The organism is Pseudoalteromonas sp. SWXJZ94C (assembly GCF_015864385.1).
In the GTDB taxonomy this organism is placed as follows: Bacteria; Pseudomonadota; Gammaproteobacteria; order Enterobacterales; family Alteromonadaceae; genus Pseudoalteromonas.
The window spans coordinates 88,917-109,514 of sequence record NZ_JADYXF010000001.1 but is presented as its reverse complement, the minus strand read 5'-3'; the positions used below and the strand labels follow the sequence as shown (position 1 = coordinate 109,514).

Here is a 20,598-nt window from a genome sequence, read left to right as displayed (position 1 = left end):
ATTTTAACGTATATTACTGAATTGCATGCTATTGATTTCACTTTCATTTAATCAATGTTCGCCCTCAGGCGAAGTTCCGCAGCGTACCATTTGCGCGCATTGAAAAGCCTTATTAAGCGAAAAAGACGAACCAAACTAGACAGCCACTTTAATTATATAAGCTAAACTGCCCCATTAAATAAGCCATTATCACTGTTAAATCTAAATTACACGCATGGTAATAACTGCATGATGCAGTATTAACTTTTTACTGAGTCGTTTAAGTTTTATGCGGGTAGCTTTTCGCCGTTACTGATGTTCGCTCACCTCTTTCAGTTTAAATTTTCAAAGTAACTTGCTTGTGAGGCAGGTCTACCTTCTGCGCCATGCAATACGCGTGTAAATTGGGTTGTAAGCTTTAACCCGTTTTCTGGAGATATATTTACTCTTGCTAGTATTAAGGATGGGTGTCACTGCAATTTGGTGCTGTCACTGCAATTTGGTGCTGCAATTTTAATAATATATTAATAAGTTTTACGATGGGAAGACCTACATACAATACAACTGGACTTAGATTATATAGAGAAGTCACCCGAAACTAATGAATCACATTTAGACTTATCATACCTTGCACTATATGCTTATGCGACTTTGTTAGGTGCTAATCACGTTAAAATAAGGAACCCTATAAACAACGATGTTAGGGATTATTATGAAAGTAAGGGCTTCAAATATGATCAAAAAAGTAATAGCTGCATTAGGAGGGTTGCATAATGACCGATATCATTGAAAATTTTGATGCTGCTCACAATAAAAAACTTAAATCCTTATCAAAAGAAGAGCGTGCAAAAGCTGGCTTGAAAAAATTAGTTTTAGAGTTAGATAAAAATGAAATACCAGAACCTAAAAGATTAGTATCGGGTAAAATGATAGTAGATTTTGAAGAGGATTATGGTGATGAATAAACCCTTAACGAATAGAGAAGATTCTAGAAAAAGCTCCAAAGGGAGCTTTACCCCCCCCAGCACTAAGAACCGAAGAGATCAAATCTTAACTTCATACATCACGATTCTTGACCATTCGCTATTCGCTTTAGTCGAACTTCACTAAAGTGCCATAAGCAGGCATTGCTAACCCCGCCAATTATCAATATTGGTCTTGAACATCTTTAAATGTTAAATTGTTGTCGGCAAAAGTTTTTGAAAAAAAGGATAAATGATGGAAAGGGATTTAATTATCTATAAAATACATAAGTCAATGAAAGCATACGATATAATTGACCTTACAACCGTATCAATAGCCAAACAAATAGCAAAAAAAACAGAGCTGAGCTTTGATGCTGCCGTAAAAATAGCGATGGATGATATCCCCCGAGGCAAAACTAAGATACTGGACGTGTTGAAAGAAGGTTTCAGCTGTAAAGTTGAAAAAGGGGCTGTAAAACAAAACTATGACATAAATTTATTATCAAGCTACTTAGTACTTAATAAAAAAGCGTACATGGCTATAGGTAATCATTTACAGGGTTGTGGAGAGTTTGTACCGCTTGATTGTGAAAAAGAGCTGTTTTTATTCAATCCACTGATTTTTGAAGAAGAAGACGACTCATTAACCGAAACAGCTTACCTTGATGGCTTTGAAAATGGTCTTAAATCTCTAGTATTCAAATCTGATCTAAATCTTATATTCAAATCAAGTTCGCAAGGTGGTAGGTCTATTTATTGTAATGCAGCATTTAAAACTCTTGTAAAAGAAAATAACTTAAGTGGAATTACTTTTAATAGTGATTTATTAAGCCTTTTTACATAACCCAAAAAGCATTAGTTACGCTTCCTTACACCCGTAATTCGCCTAAATATTATAGTAAAAACCAAAGGAGCCTAAAAGGCAGCATGTCGATTCAATTTAGGCGCTGTATGGACTTTTCATCTTTTACTCTAAACAACCTATCAGCTAATGACAACTAACCCCAATTGACTGCACATCGCTCAATACAGCCCTTCAACTACACATTTTAACTAGGCGCTTTGGCTAATATATAACGCATAACTATTTACGTTTTATTACTTATAAATACAATTAGCAGCCGCTGATATTGAGTAACCGACTTTTTAGTTCTTTGCTGTAGGTACGGCTTACTTTCATTAATTTATCATTTTTTAAAATAGCGTTGTATTCGCTATTTCGTAGTGGTTCTAAGCGTTTTATGTGTTTTAAGTTTACGATTGCTGACTTATGTATACGAATAAAGTGAGGTGGAAGTGTGTCTTTTTCTAGGCTTTTCATGCGGGCTCGCATTACAAATGTTTCTTGCTTGGTGTGTACGCACATATAATCGCCGGCAGCGTCAATACATAAAATATCATCGTAGGGTACAAGTTGTATCGGGTTACGCCCATCTTGAATAATTAAATTGTTAGCCTCTGCTAATTTTTCTACTTTTGTAGCCGTGGGTAGTTGTGGCTGCTGCGCGTTTAAGTAGCTTTCACGCATTTCAAGCAGTTGTTGTTTGTTAAATACACTGTTTATACGCTCTAAGGCACGTTCGATTGCCTCCCCTAGCCGTTGTAATTTAACCGGCTTGAGTAAGTAATCTACCGCTTTCACTTCAAAAGCTTGCACTGCATGTTGATGAAATGCAGTAACAAAAATAATGGCAGGGCAATAATCGCCTGTAAAATATTTAACAAGTTCAAACCCCGATTTACTGGGCATTTCTATATCTAAAAAAATAAGATTTGGCTGAGTTTTATCAATAATACCCACAGCCTCGTCTACACTGCATGCGTGACCAATAACGTTAATTTGAGGAAATTTTTCAAGCCTTATCATCAACCCTTCAATGGCACTAAACTCGTCATCAACTATCAGTGTTGTTAACTGCATACTTTTGCTCCTGTGTACGCTGTAGCGGTATTGTCATATATACCCATGCACCGCCTTGCTCGCTATTACCCGTTTTAAATTGATTATTTTGAGGGTAAATTAAGCTTAACCGTTGCTCACAATTTTTTAAGCCTATGCCTCTTTGAGAGTGGCTATGTTTATTAAAGCCTTTACCTGTATCTGAAACCAAAATAACTAAGTTATTATTTTGCTGTTCTATTTTAACCGTTATAGTTATATTTTGCGCTTGATCCATTCCATGCTTTAACGCATTTTCAACCAGTGGTTGTACAAGCATTGATGGAATTAAAAAGTCACTGCATTGCGGCTCAGTTATAATATTTACATTGAGCTTATTGCCAAAACGACATTGCTCAATATCTAGATAGGTATTTAATATTTGCACTTCTTCGTGCACTGTTATTTTAGCTAGTGGATCGGTATATAAACTATAACGCAGCAAATCGCAGAGTTTCTCAAGCATATCAACTGCATGCATATTATCTTTTTTCAGGATTAACGTACAAATGGCATTAATGCTGTTAAACATAAAATGGGGATTTAGCTGATACCGCAGCATTTTAAGTTGGGCTTCGTTTGCTAAATTAAGCGCCGCAGCAGCTTTTTGCTTTTGCGCTTGGTTATCTAGGTAAGATTTAATACCAAAATAGGCGCCAGTCCAAGTCGCCAACATGGTTAAAGATGCTGTGCTCCATGTGCCAAAGTCAAACCAGCTCATAGCAGACCACCAATTGCCATAAAACCACTGTAAAGCTGTCCATTTAAAGACGGTCCACACTATACTTGCTATTAACAGCGCTGATACATGAAGTGTAATACTTATATTTGCCGATTTTGTTTTAGCAAGTAAGTAACATTTCCGCAGCCCTATCGTTATTAAAAACCCGCATAAAGTATCGAGTAATAAATGTGGGATATGAATTTGCCAAGGTTCGTTACTAGGGAGCTTTATCATTATTTCGGTTAAAAGTGCATAAATTCCCCAGCCGCTTAGCTGAAAAACCCAAAACAAATGACGCCGAGATTCTAATTTCACATTTATCCTAACTAAATAAAAGTCGCATATTATACCAGTCAACCTAAATATAAGGGCTGTTTAGCAAACACTAACAGCCCTACGTTTAACAATAAATGAGTATAAACGGCAATCAATACATATTAATTACTGCAATTTAAAATAATGCTATTGCTTTTTGTTGCTTTAACTAGCGCAACATTAGCAATTGCCAAATTAAGCGGCTGCTGAGCACTAATGCTAAGTATATCAGTAATTTCACTCAACGTTGATTGCGCTTTATTACAACCTAATTGTACTGCAACTGTTTTCCAACCTATACTTTTTAATTGAGTAAGTTGTGTGGCTATATTTGTTTGAGTAGAGCATGTTTGTTTATCACACATTACGCTCAAAACTCCTCCCTCAATTGGTGTATCGTCAACACGTATATCAAATTGTATGAATTGCTTATCTAGGTTTTCAAACTCACCCGTTGCTTGTTCAAAACGCAAACTGACCTTGCCAGCTCCCTCTTTATTATTCCAAACAAACTGCCTGCCATCTTCTTGATAAGCTAAGTTAACTGATTGCATAGAAATACTTTTGCCGTCGGCGCTCATGGCTGATGAGCTTTTAGTCATCATGTTGGTTTGAGTTTTGTCTGATAACGCCCAGCGAACGTTAGATGCTAGATTTCTAACAAAAAATGGGGTGCCTTGGCTGTCATTTACATTAATTGGGGGGCTGGTTTTTTCTGATAGTCTATTTACATTTTTAGGCTCTTTGTAACTAAGTCCATAACCATAAGCAAATAAAGAGTCGTAGTTTTTATCGCCTTTATTAAGAATAAATTGGTCGTCAAATTTGGGCCAAGAAAAGCTTAATTTACCTGTAAAGTCGTATTGAACCGCGTCGTTTTTATCTAAAAGTAAAACGTCAGCAACACCTTGCCCTTCAGAGCCTGGCAACCATGCGGCTACAAATGCATCCGACGCATTTAGCTCTTTGTTTACCCAAAGCGGACGACCACTTATAAATACACTCACTATCGGAATATTTTGCGCTTGTAGCGACTTTAATAAAGCGAGATCTTTTTTATCATCGCGCTGATATTCAAGCCCTTGTATATCGCCAAACCACTCGGCGTAAGGTTCTTCGCCAAACACGACTATTGCTACATCAGGCTTTTCCTTAAATTGTGCATTTTTCGATAATTCAATCTCGCCACCAGCACCAAGTACTTGCTCTTTTAAGCCATCATAAATAGATACTGCATTTGGAAAGTCGGCATTGGTGTTGTCGGTTCCTTGCCACGATACGCTCCAACCACCCGCTTGTTTGGCAATATTATGCGCGCCATTACCTGTCACTAATATTTTGCTACGCGGTGATATTGGTAACACATTTTGACTGTTTTTTGATTGGTTGTTTTTTAGTTTATTATTTTTCAGTAATACTAAAGATTTTCTAACAGCCTCGCGCGCTAACGCTTTATGCTCTGGTGCATTTAACCAGCTTGCATTTTTAGACTCTTCACGGCTTGATGGCTTACCCTTTGCAAATAATCCCCAACGTACTTTTGCACGTAAAAAACGTCTAACGGCGTCATCTATTCTTGCAATTTTAATATCGCCTTGCTTAACTTGTTTAACTGTATTGTGATAAAACGCCTCATAATGTTCAGGCACCATCATTACATCTACACCGGCATTAAATGCACCGGCGCATTGTTCAAGGTCGCACCCTTTTACAAACTTATGTGCGTTCCAATCACTTACTACAAATCCATCAAACCCCATTTTTTGCTTAAGCACGGTGGTTAATAAGTATTTACTGCCATGAACTCGCTCTGAGTTCCAGCTATTAAACGAAGCCATAACTGATTGCACACCCGATTCAATCGCCGAAAAATAACCCGCCGCATGAATATCTCTCAGTGTCTCTTCGTCGATTACAGTATTACCGCGATCTATGCCGTTTTCGGTCCCGCCATCACCAACAAAGTGTTTAGCGGTAGCAATACGATGATAACCATTTAAAAAGTCGTCATTTATATCACCTTGTAATCCCGATACCATTGCACCAGCGTAGCGTTGTACTATATCTGGGTCTTCTGAGTAGCTTTCGTAAGTACGTCCCCATCTGTCGTCTCTTACTACAGCAACGGTGGGCGCAAAACTCCATTCAATACCCGTTACCGACACTTCTCTTGCTGTTGCTTTACCTATTTTTTTTATTAGTTGAGCGTCGTTAGCGGCGCCTAAACCAATATTATGAGGAAACAACGTAGCACCATACACATTGCTGTGACCGTGCATTGCATCGGTACCCCAAATAGTAGGAATTGTGCTTTGGTCTTGCGAGCTATCAATTGAGGCTAAATACATTTCATCAGCAAAACGTAACCATGTTTTAGGATCGGCCGTTTTATTACCATATGGTGCCGTATTACCGCCATTTAAGTACGACCCAAAGCCATACTTACGCATTTTTTCTGCGTCAAAGTAGGCAATTTCGGGCTGAATTAACTGCGCTACTTTTTGCTCAATACTCATAGTAGCCATTAATTTATCAATTTGGCGCTCAACCGCTGGATCAGATTTTAATTTTGTATTAACCATTGGCCAATCTACTGGCTCGGTTGCCATTACGCTAAAGCTTAAAGTAAAAGCACTTAGCAAAGCCGCAGGTGTATGCTGCAAAAAACGACGCTTAATAGTAAGCATGTAAGGATCCTTAAATTTTTATTACTTAATTTTTATTAACTTGATTTATATTACTTATAAAGGTCACGCTAAAATTATTTACCATAAACACGGTGTGTTTTTATTAATGCTTTTTAAAAGTTAAAACCAACTCTTGCACCGTAATACCTAGGCATACCAAAACTGCCTTTAGCAAACCCTTTAGAGGTATTATTCCAGTGTTGTACTGTTTCGTCGCTGGCATTATTTATAAATGCTTCTGCAAACCATTTTTGGCTTTGCGGCTCATATTTTAAAGAAGCATTAAACATTGCAAAGCTATCGCGCGAGTCATCTATGTAACGAGTTGCTTCGTCAGATACAGCAAATTCCATATCATCTAAGTGCTTATCAACATTCCACACTGTTGAGTATGATTTGTCTTTCCAACTTACATTAAACCAGCCATGTACAAACCCGTATTCACCTAAATCAACACTATGGGTGTAGCTTAAATTGGCGGTAAATTTAGGCGTCATCGCCAAGTTATTACCTTTTAAATTGGTTTGTAGTAATGGGTTTTCAGGGTCTAGTGAGTCTTCATAAGAAATATCAAATAAATACTCAGAGTCGTAATCCCATTTAGTAAACCAGTCGTCTGTTACTTTAGCCTCGGTCCAGGTTACATAACCCGTAATACGACCGCTTGGGTATGGCTTCCAATCAAACTCAAGTTCAATACCTTTAATTGTTGAACCAGGCACATTTTGCGTGTAGTACGCAATAACAGGCTGATTTATATAATCTAATACCGGATTACCCGAGCCATCTAAAACAGGTCTGCCATCGTCACCTTCAATTGCCGAAAGGCGCTCAACATTACCAATAGAACCAACAGATGCATATTGCATGTCGGTATAATCAGTATAGAAAAACGCAGCTTGCAAGTTTAATGAGTTATCTAAAAAGCTCGACTTAGCGCCAATTTCCCATGTTAATACTTCTTCTGGATCAAACTGGGTTTCAAATCGGTTAACTTCAGATGTTCTGTCGTTTACTACTTCAAACACATCGCCAATACCGCCAGCTTTAAAGCCACTTGCTAAATAGGTATAAAGCATTGTGTCAACGCTTAGGTCGTAATCTAAACCCACTCTAAAATCGTGATGGGTCCAACTGCCTTTGTTGTCATTTTCAAAAAATGATGCATAAATAGCAGGATCTTCAAAGTAATCTGCCGGCAAGTTATTTAAATCTGTACGGTTAAACCAGCCTGGCGCGCAGCCATCTGCATTTGAACAACGATAAGAGCGACCACCTTTATCTTCTTTTGTTTCGTCACTAAAACGGTAGCCTAATGTAGCGTGCAGTTTTGGGGTTATTTTATACGTGGCTTGAGCAAAAAATGCGAATGCATCGGTCGATCTATCTGGCTGATCCCAAAATACTTTATCGTCCATTGGGTTATCGTAATAACCGAGCGTTGTTGTTTTTTCGTGAAAATAGTTAACGCCTACAATCCACGTAAGATCAGACATATCCGATGATTGCAATTGCAGTTCGGTAGAATAAGATTTAGCGCCAGTACCATCTAAAAAGTAAGTAGCGCCATCCCACACATCTAAACCTGCTTCGCTATCTTGCGCAGAAGAACGTTCCATATCTTCAAAGCCCACCAGCCACACTAAATCAAGGTCGTCGGTTAGGGCGTAGTTAAGTGTATTACGTATATACGTTATATCTAACTTAAGCTCACCAGGTACATTTACTACAGCTTGGTAAGTGTTGTCTGACGGTAAAAAGTTTGAACAGTCGCCACCCAGCTCAGCAGAACGACCTCGTAACTTATCGCAGTTAACTAAATCTACATTATTGCCGCTGTCGTTAACGTATTTTTGAAATACCGTATGGTTAGAAAAATTACCATCTAAAGGCGACCATAACGTACTAACTCTAAAAGAATACTCGTTAGCACTATTATAAAAATCTGATTCATCTGCTTTTGTTAATGCGCGCACTTGCTGCGATTCTGGGTCGGTACCAGCTGCATCTATCCACCAGTTTTCTCGTTGAGTAAGTGTGCTACCTATATTTTGATATGAATCTTGCGATATAACGTCAGCATTAAGTACATCGTCACTTAGTCGGCGGGTGTCATACTGATTAGGATCGTAATAGCCCTCTAAGTAAGAATCACGTTTTAAGCTTTTAGCAGAAACACGCACAGCAAAATCATCACTGACCGAAAAATTATAAAAACCTTCCACACTACGTGAATTATATTTACCAGCCTCTAGCGTTACACTGCCATAATCATCGGTAAAATCTGGCTTTGCCGAAATAACATTGATACTGCCTACGGTTGAGTTTCGACCAAACAACGTTCCTTGCGGACCACGCAGCGCTTCTACACGGTCTACATCGTACATTAGCGCTAAAGCGCCTTGCATTCTTGGCGAATAAACACCATCTAAATGTACACCAACAGCAGGATCGCCCAGTTCGGTGATATTAGTAGAGCGCACACCTCGCATAGATATAACCGGTGCTGACTGGTCTGTTGCGGTAGATATATCAAGCCCTGGTACTAAGTTAGCTATATCTTTTATATTGTTAACACCACTTTGTTTTAACTGCGCTGACGTTAACGCAGTAATAGCAACGGGCGTTTCCATTAGTCTTGTTTTACGTTTAGTGGCCGTTACCGAAATTACTTCCAGCGCGGTGTCGTTATTTTTAAGTGCTGTGTTATCACTTTGATCTGTTAAAGACTCTTGAGCAATACTGGGCAACGAGCAAGCGAGCGCTATTGCCAGAGTTATTGTATTTATTTTTTGCACGTGTATCACCTTTCAATTTGTGTGGGTTGTCAGCAGTGAGTAAAACAACTTAGTTTATCACCTGTTAACAGTTTACAAATCTGTTACACCTGTTGACTACCCTAATGCGGTGAAGCGATGCGCTTATAATACAACCCGAGTAAATTCGCTGTCAGTTCCCTCTTTTTAAACAAAATTTAGTTAAATTATATTCGAATTTAATACCATTATGTAAACACACAATTAAGCTGTTTTAATCAGTGCTCCGAATAAGCGCTCATTCAGTGTGTCTGCGTTACTTTAGAAGCAATAAAGACTGATAAGAGTAAGTAAGTAGTTCAAAGCAAATTTAAAGTGAAAGCGCGATTAAATAGGAGTTAAAACGTATGGCAACCACACATAAAAACTCAACAATGGATTTATCAAATCCTAATAACAGCATTCAAGTAAGAGGCGCGCGTGTTCATAACTTAAAAGATGTGGATGTAGATCTCCCCCGTAATTCACTCGTTGTTTTTACCGGCATATCGGGTTCGGGTAAATCATCGCTAGCTTTTGGTACATTATTTGCCGAATCGCAACATCGTTATCTCGATTCAGTATCGCCTTATGCGCGCAGATTAATAGACCAAGTAGGCGAGCCCGATGTAGACTCAATTGAAGGGTTACCACCTGCGGTTGCACTGCAGCAACAACGCGGTGTGCCGTCGGTACGCTCATCTGTGGGCAGCGTAACGACTATTTCTAACGCGCTGCGTATGTTGTACTCGCGCGCGGGTGAATACCCAAAAGGCCAAGGTATACTCTATGCTGATGCATTTTCGCCTAATACGCCACAAGGTGCATGCCCAGAATGCCATGGAATTGGCCGTGTATTTAACGTGACCGAAAAACTGTTAGTGCCCGATCCCACTAAATCAATTAGAGAACGCGCAATCGCTGCGTGGCCACCAGCATGGCAAGGTAAAAACCTGAGCCGTATACTTACCTCGTTAGGTTATGATATTGATAAACCTTGGAATACTCTGCCTAAAAAAACACGCGATTGGATTTTATTTACCGACGATACGCCTACGGTACCGGTATTTCCCGAGTACACGCTTAAGCAAACACAAGCGGCTATTAAAAATGAAGAAAGCCCAAGTTACATGGGTACGTTTTCGAGCGCTAAACGTTTTGTTTTACAATCGTTTGCAAGCACTCAAAGCCCGCGTACTAAAAAGCGTGTGTCGCAGTATATGCAAATATCACCATGCCCACAGTGCAATGGTAAAAAGCTGAAAAAAGAGTCGCTGTCGGTTAAATTTGCTGGGCTTGATATTGGCGAAATCTCGCAGCTAACGTTAAGTGATCTGGCTCAAACACTTAGTATTGCTGCTAATAAAAAGCCTAAAAGTAACGCTGCTAACCCAGAAAAAACCATTGTTGCAAAGCGTATAGCCAGCGACATTCTTAAACGGGTTGAAGCGCTTACCAAACTTGGCTTAGGGTATTTATCGCTTGAGCGAACCACTCCTTCTTTATCGCCTGGTGAATTACAGCGTCTTAGACTGGCTACGCAAATTCGCTCTAAGCTGTTTGGGGTGGTTTATGTTTTAGATGAACCTTCGGCAGGTTTACACCCGGCAGATACACAAGCCTTATTAGCCGCGTTAGATGAGTTAATAACAGCGGGTAACTCGGTATTTGTGGTTGAGCACGACGTAAGCGTTATTCGCCACGCCGATTGGGTAGTTGATGTAGGTCCAAATGCTGGTACGCATGGCGGTAATATTGTTTATAGCGGTCCTGTTGAAGGTTTGCAAAAAGTGACCAGTTCGCATACTAGCCAATACCTTTTTAAAAATCATGAAAAGCTTTTAAGCCAAAGTAATAAAACACAACGCAGCGCCAAAGCATGGTTAAAGCTTGCCGGTATTGAGCGAAATAATTTACAAAAACTCGATGTAGAATTTCCGCTAGGCGTTATTACAAGCGTTACGGGCGTGTCTGGCTCTGGTAAATCGAGTTTAGTAAGCCAAGCTTTAGTTGAGCTGGTATACGATGCACTTGGGCAAAAATCGCAGCCACAAGTACCAACAGATGAAGCCGAACTGCTCGACCAAGAGCTCGATATAACAACCGAGGGGCAAATTACTCAAGGCATTGAGCATATAAAGCGCCTTATTACAGTTGATCAAAAAGCCATTGGCCGTACTCCCCGCTCCAACCTAGCAACTTACACGGGGTTATTCGATCATGTACGAAAACTGTTTGCCAACACAAGCGAGGCAAAAGCACGTAAGTACGATGCAGGTCGCTTTTCGTTTAACGTAAAAAAAGGTCGCTGCGAAAACTGCGAAGGCGTTGGTTTTGTAAGCGTAGAGCTTTTATTTTTACCCAGTGTGTATTCGCCTTGCCCAGTGTGTAGCGCCAAGCGCTATAACGAAAAAACACTCGAAGTTACTTACAAAGATAAAACCATTGCCGATGTACTTAATTTAACAGTTGAGTCGGCGCATACATTTTTTGCCGATGAACCCGCTATTTTACGCGCGCTAAATGCGCTGCTTCAAGTGGGCCTTGGTTACTTACGTTTGGGGCAACCAGCTACAGAACTCTCAGGCGGTGAAGCGCAGCGCATTAAACTTGCCACTGAGTTACAGCGCACACAACGCGGCGATACCCTCTATATTTTAGATGAGCCAACGACCGGCCTGCACCCTAAAGATGTGGCTATGTTAATGGTGCAATTAAATGGACTCGTTGATGCCGGCAACACGGTTATTATGGTTGAGCACGATATGCAAGTAGCCAGTAATAGTGATTGGATTATTGACATAGGACCTGGTGCGGGCAATGAAGGCGGGTTAATAGTAGCGCAAGGCAAACCCGAACACGTAGCTCAATCAAAAATAAGCCAAACCGCGCCTTATTTATAACTAGGGCGTGGGTATAAGCTTAATATAAAATTATGAAAATCGCTTCTCTGCACCGCATTTTATTGCATTAAACTAATGTTGTTGAGAGCCTTTGATTTTGATATGTTTTACCCAATTATGTAGCACACGCTATTTATATTTAAAAATACTTTTTATAAAGTTGGTAACCTAATGAATAAAAATCTCGACTCTAAATCTAACGAACCTGAAGATGTACAATATAGTACGTATTATGAATTTGAAGATTTTAATCCTGAATTTGGATTAATAACCAGACTTGTTATTACGTTAGGTCCTGAAAGAGTACCTAAGGGTTTTAAGCACGACGGACCATTTTCTGATGATTTACAAACGCTTTATGAGAGTGGTATTGGTGATTGGGTGTCAGAGGTTTATTTTATCAATGCGTCTAATGAACCAATGACTATTGAAACAAAAAAACTGGGAGTTCGTAAATTTCAAAAATCATTCTCCGACGTGGTTACTATAGAGTCACAAAAATGGTTTATTAGTGAGCCATTAATTGCGCTAGATAGCCTTTATGAAATGGAAGCTGATTTTACATTAGAATTTAACTGTAATAATTCACCACTGAGCTTTAAAAACGTAGCTAAAAGAATGACCGTGGATGAAATTAAAAGCAAATATAACCCAGACCTATAAAATTAAAGCTATAAATATAGTTCGTGCCATATAGCCTTTGATTACTTTAAAGGTCATATGGCACATGCCTTATACTAAAGCTGCTACCTAATTACTGTTGTGTTTTTCTATTTCAAGTTCGATTAGTAATGCTGAGTGAGCGTCATTTGCGGCGTACATTTTTTGGTGATCTTTTAAAGGAAAAACAGACCAGTTTGAACGCTGTGCACCTTTAGATAAACGCTGATTAAAAAACATTGCCACAGCAGCTCGTGCACCAACGCGCTGTGTTACCTGCGCAAAGTGCATAACTTTAGAGGACAATTCAACTGTGTTTTCTAAGCTAATTCCAAATTTTCTAAAAATAAGTTTTTTGTCTTCTTTTAGTCCAAAGCCCACTTTTTTGATTGTTAGATCAGACAATATATTTTCAATTTCGGTAAAGTTTTCAAAAAATTTAGTCGGAAATAAATACGCTTCTGTTTTTGTAGACAATTGAATTAGGTGAGGCCCGTCACTTACTTCACCCTTTTTAAAACAAGGCTTACTTTCTGTATCAAACCCTAAAACTGCATGCTTTTTTAGCTCTTCTATCGCGCTTATCGCATCTGACGCTTGCGTTACTACAATTATGTTATCGAGGCTTAAACCGTCGTACATCGGTAAAAATTGAATCTGCTCTTTTGTTAACCTTTCCATTTTTCGTCCTTTTAAAACAGCTGGAGCCTCGTTTTAATTTGCCATTAATTAGTTAGCAGCCAACACTCAAATTTAAGCCCATAACACCATTTTCATGTTTACATTACTGTTTTTAGCTCGTTTATTTAAAAGTCAGCCTTTGATAAAAAGGTTATCATATTCACCTTGTTTATATGGTATTTTGTTTTTTTGCTTATGTTATTAATAAAATACCGATGAAATCACTCTCCTTATCCCACGCTAAAAAGCTTGCGTTACTTTCCCAAGGCTTGCTTTCAAAAACCCCCAAAGCTGGTACTGCATTAGCTAAAACATTAGCGGTGTTTAATAACGTTGGCTATGTGCAAATAGATACTATTTCTGTTGTACAGCGTGCTCATCATCATACTCTTTTTAGTCGACACGCAGATTACAACATCGATCATTTAGACCATCTTGTAGCAAATAAGCAGGTGTTTGAATACTGGTCGCATGCGGCGGCCTATTTACCCATGCAAAACTACCGATTTACCCTCCCACGCAAAGCGGCATTAAAAAATGGCGAGCAAACACATTGGTTTAAAAAAGATGAAAAAATGATGAACCATGTTATTACCCGAATAAAGAGCGAAGGCCCATTAATGGCTAAAGACTTTGCATCGCAAAATATTAAAAGTAATGGCTGGGGAGCAAAACCTACGAAGCAAGCGTTAGAAGTTTTGTTTATGCAGGGTGATTTAATGATTACTGAGCGTAAAAACTTTCATAAAGTGTACGACCTAACATCGCACGTATTACCAAGCAATATAAACACTGCAATCCCAACTGATAGCGAATACGGACAATTTTTGATATTAAATTATTTAAAAGCGCATGGATTTGGCACGTTAAATCAAATAACCTATTTACTAAAAAATAGTAAAGCACTAATAAAACAAACGCTTAATGAATTATTAGAATCGAAAATAATAGAGCCCATACTCATTAACAACATGCCTTACTTTACCAGCAGTAGCGCTTTAAACTTACTTAATGATCGGCTTAATAAAAAGCAGGCTAAAATTATTTCCCCGTTCGATAATTTACTCATACAACGACAAAGAGCTAGCGCAATTTTCGAGTTTGATTACTTATTAGAGTGTTATGTACCAGAAGCTAAACGCATACACGGCTATTTTTGCTTACCTATTTTATGGGATGGCAACTTGGTTGCTCGCGCCGATTGTAAAGTTGATAAATTGAGTAAAACACTAAACGTAAACCACTTACATTTAGAGCCTAAATTAAAAAATAAAGACGCCTTTTTTGAAGCCCTTGATAAAGAGCTTCATGCTTTTTCAATATTCAACAAATGTACAAGTTACGTTATACATAAAGTGTCGGATAACACACACTAATTAGCCGTTGCTAACACCTTACTTTTAAGCACTTGTTTATGTGTAATCTTTTTTAATTTGTTACGGGTAGCCAATCTGAAATAGCTTTACCTATTTCGTGTGGCGAATCTTCTTGTACATAGTGAATACCGCTCACGGTTACCTCAGTTAAATTTGGCCATGTGCGCACAAAGTCTCTTGCGTAACCAACTAAAAAAGCACCCGGTTCAGCATTAATAAATAACTTTGGTATGTCATGTGAATTAGCTAAAAAATTCGCATAGCTTTTAACTAAAGCCACGGTATCGGCAGGCTCCCCTGCTATTGGTAATTGGCGAGGTCCGGCTAAAATTGCACGGCGGTCTTCCCCTGCATTTAAATACGGTCTGCGGTATTCATCATACTCTGCTTGCGTTAATTTGCGCGAAATAGTCGCCGGTAATATTGTTTCAATAAAAAAGTTATCATTAAGCACCATTTTATCGCCCTCAGCTGAGCGCATAGTGCCAATGGGGCCGTGCAAATCTTTAGGAAAGTCATCCCATGTAGGGAAGTCAGTAACAATTGCTTCCATAAACGCAATGGCTTTTACAGCATCACGATGTGTATTAGCCCAATTAAAACCAACACCAGAACCCCAATCGTGTAGCACTAAAGTTACGTTTTTATTTACACCCAACGCCTCTAAAAGTGCGAATGTGTACTTACTGTTTTCAGCTAAAGAGTAACTACTGTCTGTCGTATTATCTAACTTTTGCGAATCCCCCATCCCAATCATATCTATTGCAATTAAGCGTCCTTTACCTTCTAGATAAGGCATAACGTTTCGCCAAAGGTAACTAGATGTAGGATTGCCGTGTAAAAATACAATAGGATCACCTTGCCCCTCGTCTACGTACGCCATTTTTTTATCTAATACCGTTTTAAATTTTTTGGTGTAACGTAATGTTTCTAAATCATTTTTCATTTAATCTCTTCGCTTTATTTTATTGGATTGTGTGCGGTAACTTATTCAATATACGTTAAGCACAAGACAACTAATTTGAATTATATACATGACTGAGTCACACAATAAGCGAGAGCGTTAAACTTGTCACTATGTTTATATGATCGAATCACATATAATTGATTTATGAAAAATGAAAAATACTTATCAAACCTAATTGGCACTTTTGCTACTTCGGTTTCAAATGACATTGAAAAGCAGATTGCCGAGCTAGGCGGGCGAAGCCTGAGCCACGAAGCAGCATTAGTTACTATTTATAACCACCCAAACGAAACCATTGATGTGCTAAGCAAGGTGTTAGGCTTAACCCACTCGGGTGCAGTTAGGCTAATAAATACGCTTGAAAAAGAAGAACTTGTAAAAAGACAAAAGTCATTAAAAGACGCCCGATCTGTTGTTTTACGTACAACCGATAAAGGAAGTAAACGGGTTGAGTTAATACTAAGCAACCGAGAAACAGCGACGTCTAAAATACTTAGCAACTTTAATACTGAGCAAAAACAAAGCTTTTTAAGTTTAATAGAAATAGCGCTCGGCACTTTAACAAGCGAGCAAATAGAAGCGCGAAAAATATGCAAATTATGCAATGAAGGTGTATGCAGAAAACAAGGCTGCCCAGTAGAAAAATCGATTAAATAGAGCCGTTTTTAACCACTTTTAATTATTAAGTCGCCTCGAATATATAAACGCCGATAAAAAAAGGCGGTGTCATCCTATTATAGATAAAACACTAATAAGAACATCATTCTGTTTTTATTAATTAGGCTCAGCGCCTGCATCAAATTTAGTATTGGTGAGAAACTCGCTGCTTTCTCGCCATGAAACCAATCTAATCTTCTCATATGCTTAAAAGTGTATAGTTACTTAAAGTGACTCTGTCCCCTTTTATGTTTCTATTATCTCTTGGTTATTTAATGCATTAGTTATTTATGATTTATTATTCGCCATCGTCTAATTCCACAACCATAATAAAATCAGAAAAACTATTGGCTAATTTTGAGAAAATATTGGGAACTACACCATTTTTAGGGTCAAAAGCATCACAGGCATGTTCCTCAAATTCATAGTCATCAAATTCACCATAATCCATATAGTGATCTCTTTCAATAAAGTATATTTCGCCAATAGAACCAGGAGTCATACTCATGAATATATTACTACCATCCCCAGTAGCTTCTATTAATATCGATTTAGGTGGTAATGAACTGCCCCACTCATTACAAGCACTAATCATACCTCTTATATTAGTAGAATGAGATAAATATATAGATTCTCTTCCTCCTTTAAGCTTAGGTAACTTAATCATATAGCTCCTATCAAGAGAATCGGGAGGAACTATCTCATAACCACCAAAATTAAGTAAAAAATCTTTAAAATCAGAGGGCAAGGATGACCCAACTAAAGATTCTAATTTAGGTATGTATTCACTTAGCCCTGTTCCCCTAGAGGGAGCTACAGCTATATTGTTTAATTTATTCCACATATTATTTAGTTTATCCATTATGCCTCCAAAGACTATTAACAATCGCACAAGCTAAACTGTGCGATAAAATCTATTTTCAGGTTAAAAACTTACCTTTTTTACTATGTTATTTTCATTTAGCTCATTAAATGGGGATTATCATTTTTACTGTTTAGTTTGAATTTATGCAAATAGCTTTTCGGATCTCGCTTGGTTGTTTTTCAAACCCCTAGTACGAAACTCATTAGACACATCACGACAGTGAAATGGGGTACATGATAATTAAATAAAGGCATCAATTTTGATGTTTATAAACCAGTTCGTTTTGACTTCAGGAAGCGTCCATATATGTCTATCCTATTTTCTTTTACCTATATTCAAACTATTTAAAATAAGTCCCTTCAATTAAAAAGCGTGGAAGTGAATCACATTCTACGGTTACCTCATTACCCATGTCATGCCACATGCACGCCATACCGAGTAATTGTAGGGGTAAGAATGAGTCTACTGGGGCATGATCTGGACCCGCCTCATTAATATGGTAGCGCTCTTGCGCTTGTACGTTTTTAGCCAGTGCTTCATTAAAATCACAACCGACATCAAAAGTTGCTGGCGATAAAGCAGCGAGAGTTTCTAAGTATCCGAAAGCAATATATATCGCCCAGTCATCATTTTGCTTAACAGCCATTCCCATACACTCGTCAAGCAATTTAGGGTAATCTGCTTTGCTATGGTGATAAGCTTGAAATACTTCAACGAGCTTATAAGAAACGGGACCTGCTTGTGTCGCACTTTTTTTCATTGTTTCTACAGGGAAATTTGCCAAGCTATCCATACTTTCAGTATCGCGAGTAATCACCGCTAAAAAATAGGCTTCAATCCATTTCGATGGAGCTGCGCGTCCAGCCTCTAACATCCCCTTTCCATTCCACTTTACTTCGGGTAAATCATATATTCTAAAGGTTTGCTCTTGCTCTGGGTACTGTGCAAGCTTTAAGAACGAGGCATACATTTTTGACGCATAACGCAGCCCCGTTGCAGATTCATTTTCTATCTTGGGGGTTTGAACATTCCAAGTGAGCCAGCGAGCAAGCTTTAACCTTTCATCTGCACATCTAACTAAATTATCACGATAATCCCCAAAAAACTCTGGTGTTTCTTTAATTTCACCTCTCGGAAATCTCAACCATTCTTCTAAGGGCACATACTTATCAAATTCTGGATCGTATTTTCTTTTAATTATCATTCCTACCTCTTAATGCATTTTCATCTATATCAAATTCTGAAATTTCTACTTCACCAACCTCAAAGCCTGCACCCGTCTTTTTTTTAGGAGTTTTGATATGTAAATACTTAATATTCTTATTCTTTTTAGCTGCTTTCATTGTTGCTTTTGCTGCTTTTCTATCTGTGGACGTTTTCGGGTTAGTATTAGTCTCAATATTCTCAGTAATGGCTTCTGCATATTCCGTTGTACCTTGCTGATAATATTCGCCACCTATTTTGACTAATTACCTAGATATTAATCAGGTCGAGCGCCTGCATCAAACTTTGTATTGGTAAGAATAGCGTTATCCCAACATACGTCCGTTAAGTTAGCGCCGGTAAAATCACAGTCTGTAAAATTACCACCACTTAAGTCAGCACCTGTGAGGTTGGTTTTTCTAAACATGGTTTCTGTGAAGTTTCCGTTTGATAAATCCGCATTCGTTAAATTAGCGTCATCAAAACAGGCACTAGATGCTTCTACATGGGTCAATGTCGCATCACTTAAATCACTGCCAAGAAACGTTGAAGCCCACAGATTGGCATTATCAAATTCACATGTGGAAAAGTTAGAATAATCACAGTTACTCGCCGATAACTTAGCGTAGCTGTAATCAGCATCAGAACTGATAACTTGGTATAGTACACAATCAAAAAATGCAGTTTGACCGCAGCTTGCCCCTTCAAGGTTAGCGCCCGTAAAGTCAGCATCTAAAAAATACGCTAAATCTAAAATGCCACCACGTAATATAACGCCTTCGGCTTTAAGCATTTCAGTTGAAGTTTCGCTGATATCGCATTGCGTTAAATCAAGCCCTGATATATCGACTCCTTTAACGTTATCTTGCTCTCGTGAGCCCGCTAGTAACGCTAGCGCAACCTCTTTAGACATAATTTAACCCTCCAATGGTGCAGTTTTCTGCCTTTTTATATTTGAACATTCTATTTTGGTAAACCTCTACCTCTGCAAATACTTTCGCTGAGCGTAAATGCGTCATGGCGGTTTGCCAATGTTCTACGAGTTTATGCTCAGTTAAAGTCCAAGGCGTTTCTGATAAATCAAGTCTTACCCCACCCCAAGGTTGTAATGTGGTTTTTGTACTTGGTGTACTCATCAGTAATGCTTGACCAAACTGCTTAACATAATGCGGACCAAAATAAGTACGCATGGCTAAGCCCTTAGGTCCTACCTTAAAATAATCGACTGGTGCAAGAAAAGTAGCTTCATTTATTTCAGCAATATTCACTTCTGGTTTTGTTTCCCAAGGCCTAACGGGGTTAGATGGTCCAATATACATTGATGCAATGTCCGGTTTAAATATTTTCACTAACTTGTCTGTGAATTCAAATAAAGTGGGATAGTGCTTACTATTAAGCTTAGGGTCAAACTCAAAATTTATGAATTGCTTTGGCATTACAGCAATCCGCCCCACATATTTAGGTGCTTTATTACGTTTTAAATAAATTTCTTGACACGTCATGTTCGTCGTCACCCCCTTTACAACATTGATAAGATCATCACTGTTATAAGGTAACTTACCGCGCTCTTGTAAGCTCCAAAAACTCGGAGCAAACTCAGGGTAACTTTCTAGTACATCCAATAACTCAGCAAACAAGGCTTCATTATTAAGCGGGTTGGTGCCTAACATGGCAATATCAATATGTTTTGGTTTAAAATCCATAAATACTCCTAATTATCACTATACTTCATACCAACACTCATCACGTGTATTCCATTTATGCGTAATTGCATTTTTTTTATTATCAAAATAAAGTACTTCGCTATTGGCTTTAATACCTGATGAAGGTCGACAAGGTGGTTGAGCATCTTCGCAACAAAATGAGGATGGGCGTAACTATA

At 38.5% G+C, this 20,598-nt stretch carries 17 protein-coding genes and 1 pseudogene; 6 read left to right on the top strand and 12 right to left on the bottom strand.

Annotated features, from left to right (window positions below):
* Window positions 1-311: 311 nt before the first annotated feature.
* Window positions 312-437, bottom strand: a pseudogene (locus I6F65_RS22030) (transposase); the annotation flags it as partial.
* A gap of 315 nt (window positions 438-752) precedes the next feature.
* Here I6F65_RS22030 and I6F65_RS00485 point away from each other — a divergent pair.
* Window positions 753-944, top strand: coding sequence for a hypothetical protein (locus tag I6F65_RS00485; protein ID WP_197110976.1), 192 nt, complete (start codon window positions 753-755; stop codon window positions 942-944).
* Between the two features lie 250 nt (window positions 945-1,194).
* A complete protein-coding gene (locus I6F65_RS00480; protein ID WP_197110974.1) occupies window positions 1,195-1,788 on the top strand; it encodes a hypothetical protein in 594 nt (197 codons plus the stop codon).
* Between the two features lie 270 nt (window positions 1,789-2,058).
* Here the strand turns inward: I6F65_RS00480 and I6F65_RS00475 are convergent, their stop codons facing one another.
* From I6F65_RS00475 to I6F65_RS00460, 4 genes are all read right to left on the bottom strand, one after another.
* Window positions 2,059-2,865, bottom strand: a complete 807-nt coding sequence (locus tag I6F65_RS00475; protein WP_197110973.1) for a LytTR family DNA-binding domain-containing protein — start codon at window positions 2,863-2,865, stop codon at window positions 2,059-2,061.
* On the bottom strand, window positions 2,840-3,922 hold the full coding sequence (locus I6F65_RS00470; RefSeq protein WP_166109224.1) for a histidine kinase: 1,083 nt from the start codon (window positions 3,920-3,922) through the stop codon (window positions 2,840-2,842). The genes I6F65_RS00475 and I6F65_RS00470 overlap by 26 nt, the downstream gene beginning before the upstream one ends.
* Before the next feature lie 122 nt (window positions 3,923-4,044).
* Window positions 4,045-6,609, bottom strand: coding sequence for a glycoside hydrolase family 3 protein (locus I6F65_RS00465; RefSeq protein WP_197110972.1), 2,565 nt, complete (start codon window positions 6,607-6,609; stop codon window positions 4,045-4,047).
* A 113-nt stretch (window positions 6,610-6,722) separates the two neighbouring features.
* Window positions 6,723-9,407, bottom strand: a complete 2,685-nt coding sequence (locus I6F65_RS00460; RefSeq protein ID WP_197110971.1) for a TonB-dependent receptor — start codon at window positions 9,405-9,407, stop codon at window positions 6,723-6,725.
* A 365-nt stretch (window positions 9,408-9,772) separates the two neighbouring features.
* Between I6F65_RS00460 and uvrA the strand changes: the two genes are divergently transcribed.
* Window positions 9,773-12,307, top strand: coding sequence for an excinuclease ABC subunit UvrA (gene uvrA, locus I6F65_RS00455; RefSeq protein WP_197110970.1), 2,535 nt, complete (start codon window positions 9,773-9,775; stop codon window positions 12,305-12,307).
* A 171-nt stretch (window positions 12,308-12,478) separates the two neighbouring features.
* Window positions 12,479-12,970, top strand: a complete 492-nt coding sequence (locus I6F65_RS00450; RefSeq protein ID WP_166109220.1) for a hypothetical protein — start codon at window positions 12,479-12,481, stop codon at window positions 12,968-12,970.
* 87 nt (window positions 12,971-13,057) lie between these two features.
* On the opposite strand, the gene I6F65_RS00445 is transcribed toward I6F65_RS00450, so the two are convergent.
* Window positions 13,058-13,648, bottom strand: coding sequence for a 3'-5' exonuclease (locus tag I6F65_RS00445; RefSeq protein ID WP_197110969.1), 591 nt, complete (start codon window positions 13,646-13,648; stop codon window positions 13,058-13,060).
* Between the two features lie 215 nt (window positions 13,649-13,863).
* Between I6F65_RS00445 and I6F65_RS00440 the strand changes: the two genes are divergently transcribed.
* Entirely contained in the window at window positions 13,864-15,024 is a 1,161-nt protein-coding gene (locus I6F65_RS00440; protein WP_166109218.1) for a winged helix-turn-helix domain-containing protein, read from the top strand.
* A 52-nt stretch (window positions 15,025-15,076) separates the two neighbouring features.
* Here the strand turns inward: I6F65_RS00440 and I6F65_RS00435 are convergent, their stop codons facing one another.
* Complete coding sequence (locus I6F65_RS00435; protein ID WP_197110968.1) at window positions 15,077-15,970, bottom strand: haloalkane dehalogenase; 894 nt, start codon at window positions 15,968-15,970, stop codon at window positions 15,077-15,079.
* Between the two features lie 165 nt (window positions 15,971-16,135).
* Here I6F65_RS00435 and I6F65_RS00430 point away from each other — a divergent pair, with 165 nt between their 5' ends.
* Window positions 16,136-16,648, top strand: coding sequence for a MarR family winged helix-turn-helix transcriptional regulator (locus tag I6F65_RS00430; RefSeq protein WP_197110967.1), 513 nt, complete (start codon window positions 16,136-16,138; stop codon window positions 16,646-16,648).
* 298 nt (window positions 16,649-16,946) lie between these two features.
* On the opposite strand, the gene I6F65_RS00425 is transcribed toward I6F65_RS00430, so the two are convergent.
* The 5 genes from I6F65_RS00425 to I6F65_RS00405 all read right to left on the bottom strand — a co-directional run bounded on the left by I6F65_RS00425 (window position 16,947) and on the right by I6F65_RS00405 (window position 20,419).
* Window positions 16,947-17,510: an SMI1/KNR4 family protein gene (locus tag I6F65_RS00425; RefSeq protein WP_197110966.1), complete on the bottom strand. Its 564-nt coding sequence runs from the start codon at window positions 17,508-17,510 to the stop codon at window positions 16,947-16,949.
* 343 nt (window positions 17,511-17,853) lie between these two features.
* Window positions 17,854-18,717 carry an immunity 49 family protein gene (locus I6F65_RS00420; RefSeq protein WP_197110964.1) on the bottom strand — a complete coding sequence of 288 codons (864 nt, stop codon included), beginning with the start codon at window positions 18,715-18,717 and terminating at the stop codon, window positions 17,854-17,856.
* The gene (locus I6F65_RS00415) at window positions 18,707-18,856 is read right to left on the bottom strand and encodes a hypothetical protein (protein ID WP_197110962.1); all 150 of its coding nucleotides are present in this window, start codon (window positions 18,854-18,856) and stop codon (window positions 18,707-18,709) included. The genes I6F65_RS00420 and I6F65_RS00415 overlap by 11 nt, the downstream gene beginning before the upstream one ends.
* 137 nt (window positions 18,857-18,993) lie before the next feature.
* Window positions 18,994-19,629: a pentapeptide repeat-containing protein gene (locus I6F65_RS00410; RefSeq protein WP_197110960.1), complete on the bottom strand. Its 636-nt coding sequence runs from the start codon at window positions 19,627-19,629 to the stop codon at window positions 18,994-18,996.
* Entirely contained in the window at window positions 19,622-20,419 is a 798-nt protein-coding gene (locus tag I6F65_RS00405) for a hypothetical protein (RefSeq protein WP_197110958.1), read from the bottom strand. Before I6F65_RS00405 ends, I6F65_RS00410 begins: the two co-directional genes overlap by 8 nt.
* Window positions 20,420-20,598: the final 179 nt, after the last annotated feature.

Excerpts from the sequence above, each read along its gene's own strand:
- I6F65_RS00485 (WP_197110976.1), top strand. The coding sequence starts at position 753 with ATGACCGATATCATTGAAAATTTTGATGCTGCTCACAATAAAAAACTT.
- I6F65_RS00480 (WP_197110974.1), top strand. The coding sequence starts at position 1,195 with ATGATGGAAAGGGATTTAATTATCTATAAAATACATAAGTCAATGAAA.
- I6F65_RS00475 (WP_197110973.1), bottom strand. The coding sequence starts at position 2,865 with ATGCAGTTAACAACACTGATAGTTGATGACGAGTTTAGTGCCATTGAA.
- I6F65_RS00465 (WP_197110972.1), bottom strand. The coding sequence starts at position 6,609 with ATGCTTACTATTAAGCGTCGTTTTTTGCAGCATACACCTGCGGCTTTG.
- uvrA (WP_197110970.1), top strand. The coding sequence starts at position 9,773 with ATGGCAACCACACATAAAAACTCAACAATGGATTTATCAAATCCTAAT.
- I6F65_RS00450 (WP_166109220.1), top strand. The coding sequence starts at position 12,479 with ATGAATAAAAATCTCGACTCTAAATCTAACGAACCTGAAGATGTACAA.
- I6F65_RS00445 (WP_197110969.1), bottom strand. The coding sequence starts at position 13,648 with ATGGAAAGGTTAACAAAAGAGCAGATTCAATTTTTACCGATGTACGAC.
- I6F65_RS00440 (WP_166109218.1), top strand. The coding sequence starts at position 13,864 with ATGAAATCACTCTCCTTATCCCACGCTAAAAAGCTTGCGTTACTTTCC.
- I6F65_RS00435 (WP_197110968.1), bottom strand. The coding sequence starts at position 15,970 with ATGAAAAATGATTTAGAAACATTACGTTACACCAAAAAATTTAAAACG.
- I6F65_RS00430 (WP_197110967.1), top strand. The coding sequence starts at position 16,136 with ATGAAAAATGAAAAATACTTATCAAACCTAATTGGCACTTTTGCTACT.
- I6F65_RS00425 (WP_197110966.1), bottom strand. The coding sequence starts at position 17,510 with ATGGATAAACTAAATAATATGTGGAATAAATTAAACAATATAGCTGTA.
- I6F65_RS00420 (WP_197110964.1), bottom strand. The coding sequence starts at position 18,717 with ATGATAATTAAAAGAAAATACGATCCAGAATTTGATAAGTATGTGCCC.
- I6F65_RS00415 (WP_197110962.1), bottom strand. The coding sequence starts at position 18,856 with ATGAAAGCAGCTAAAAAGAATAAGAATATTAAGTATTTACATATCAAA.
- I6F65_RS00410 (WP_197110960.1), bottom strand. The coding sequence starts at position 19,629 with ATGTCTAAAGAGGTTGCGCTAGCGTTACTAGCGGGCTCACGAGAGCAA.
- I6F65_RS00405 (WP_197110958.1), bottom strand. The coding sequence starts at position 20,419 with ATGGATTTTAAACCAAAACATATTGATATTGCCATGTTAGGCACCAAC.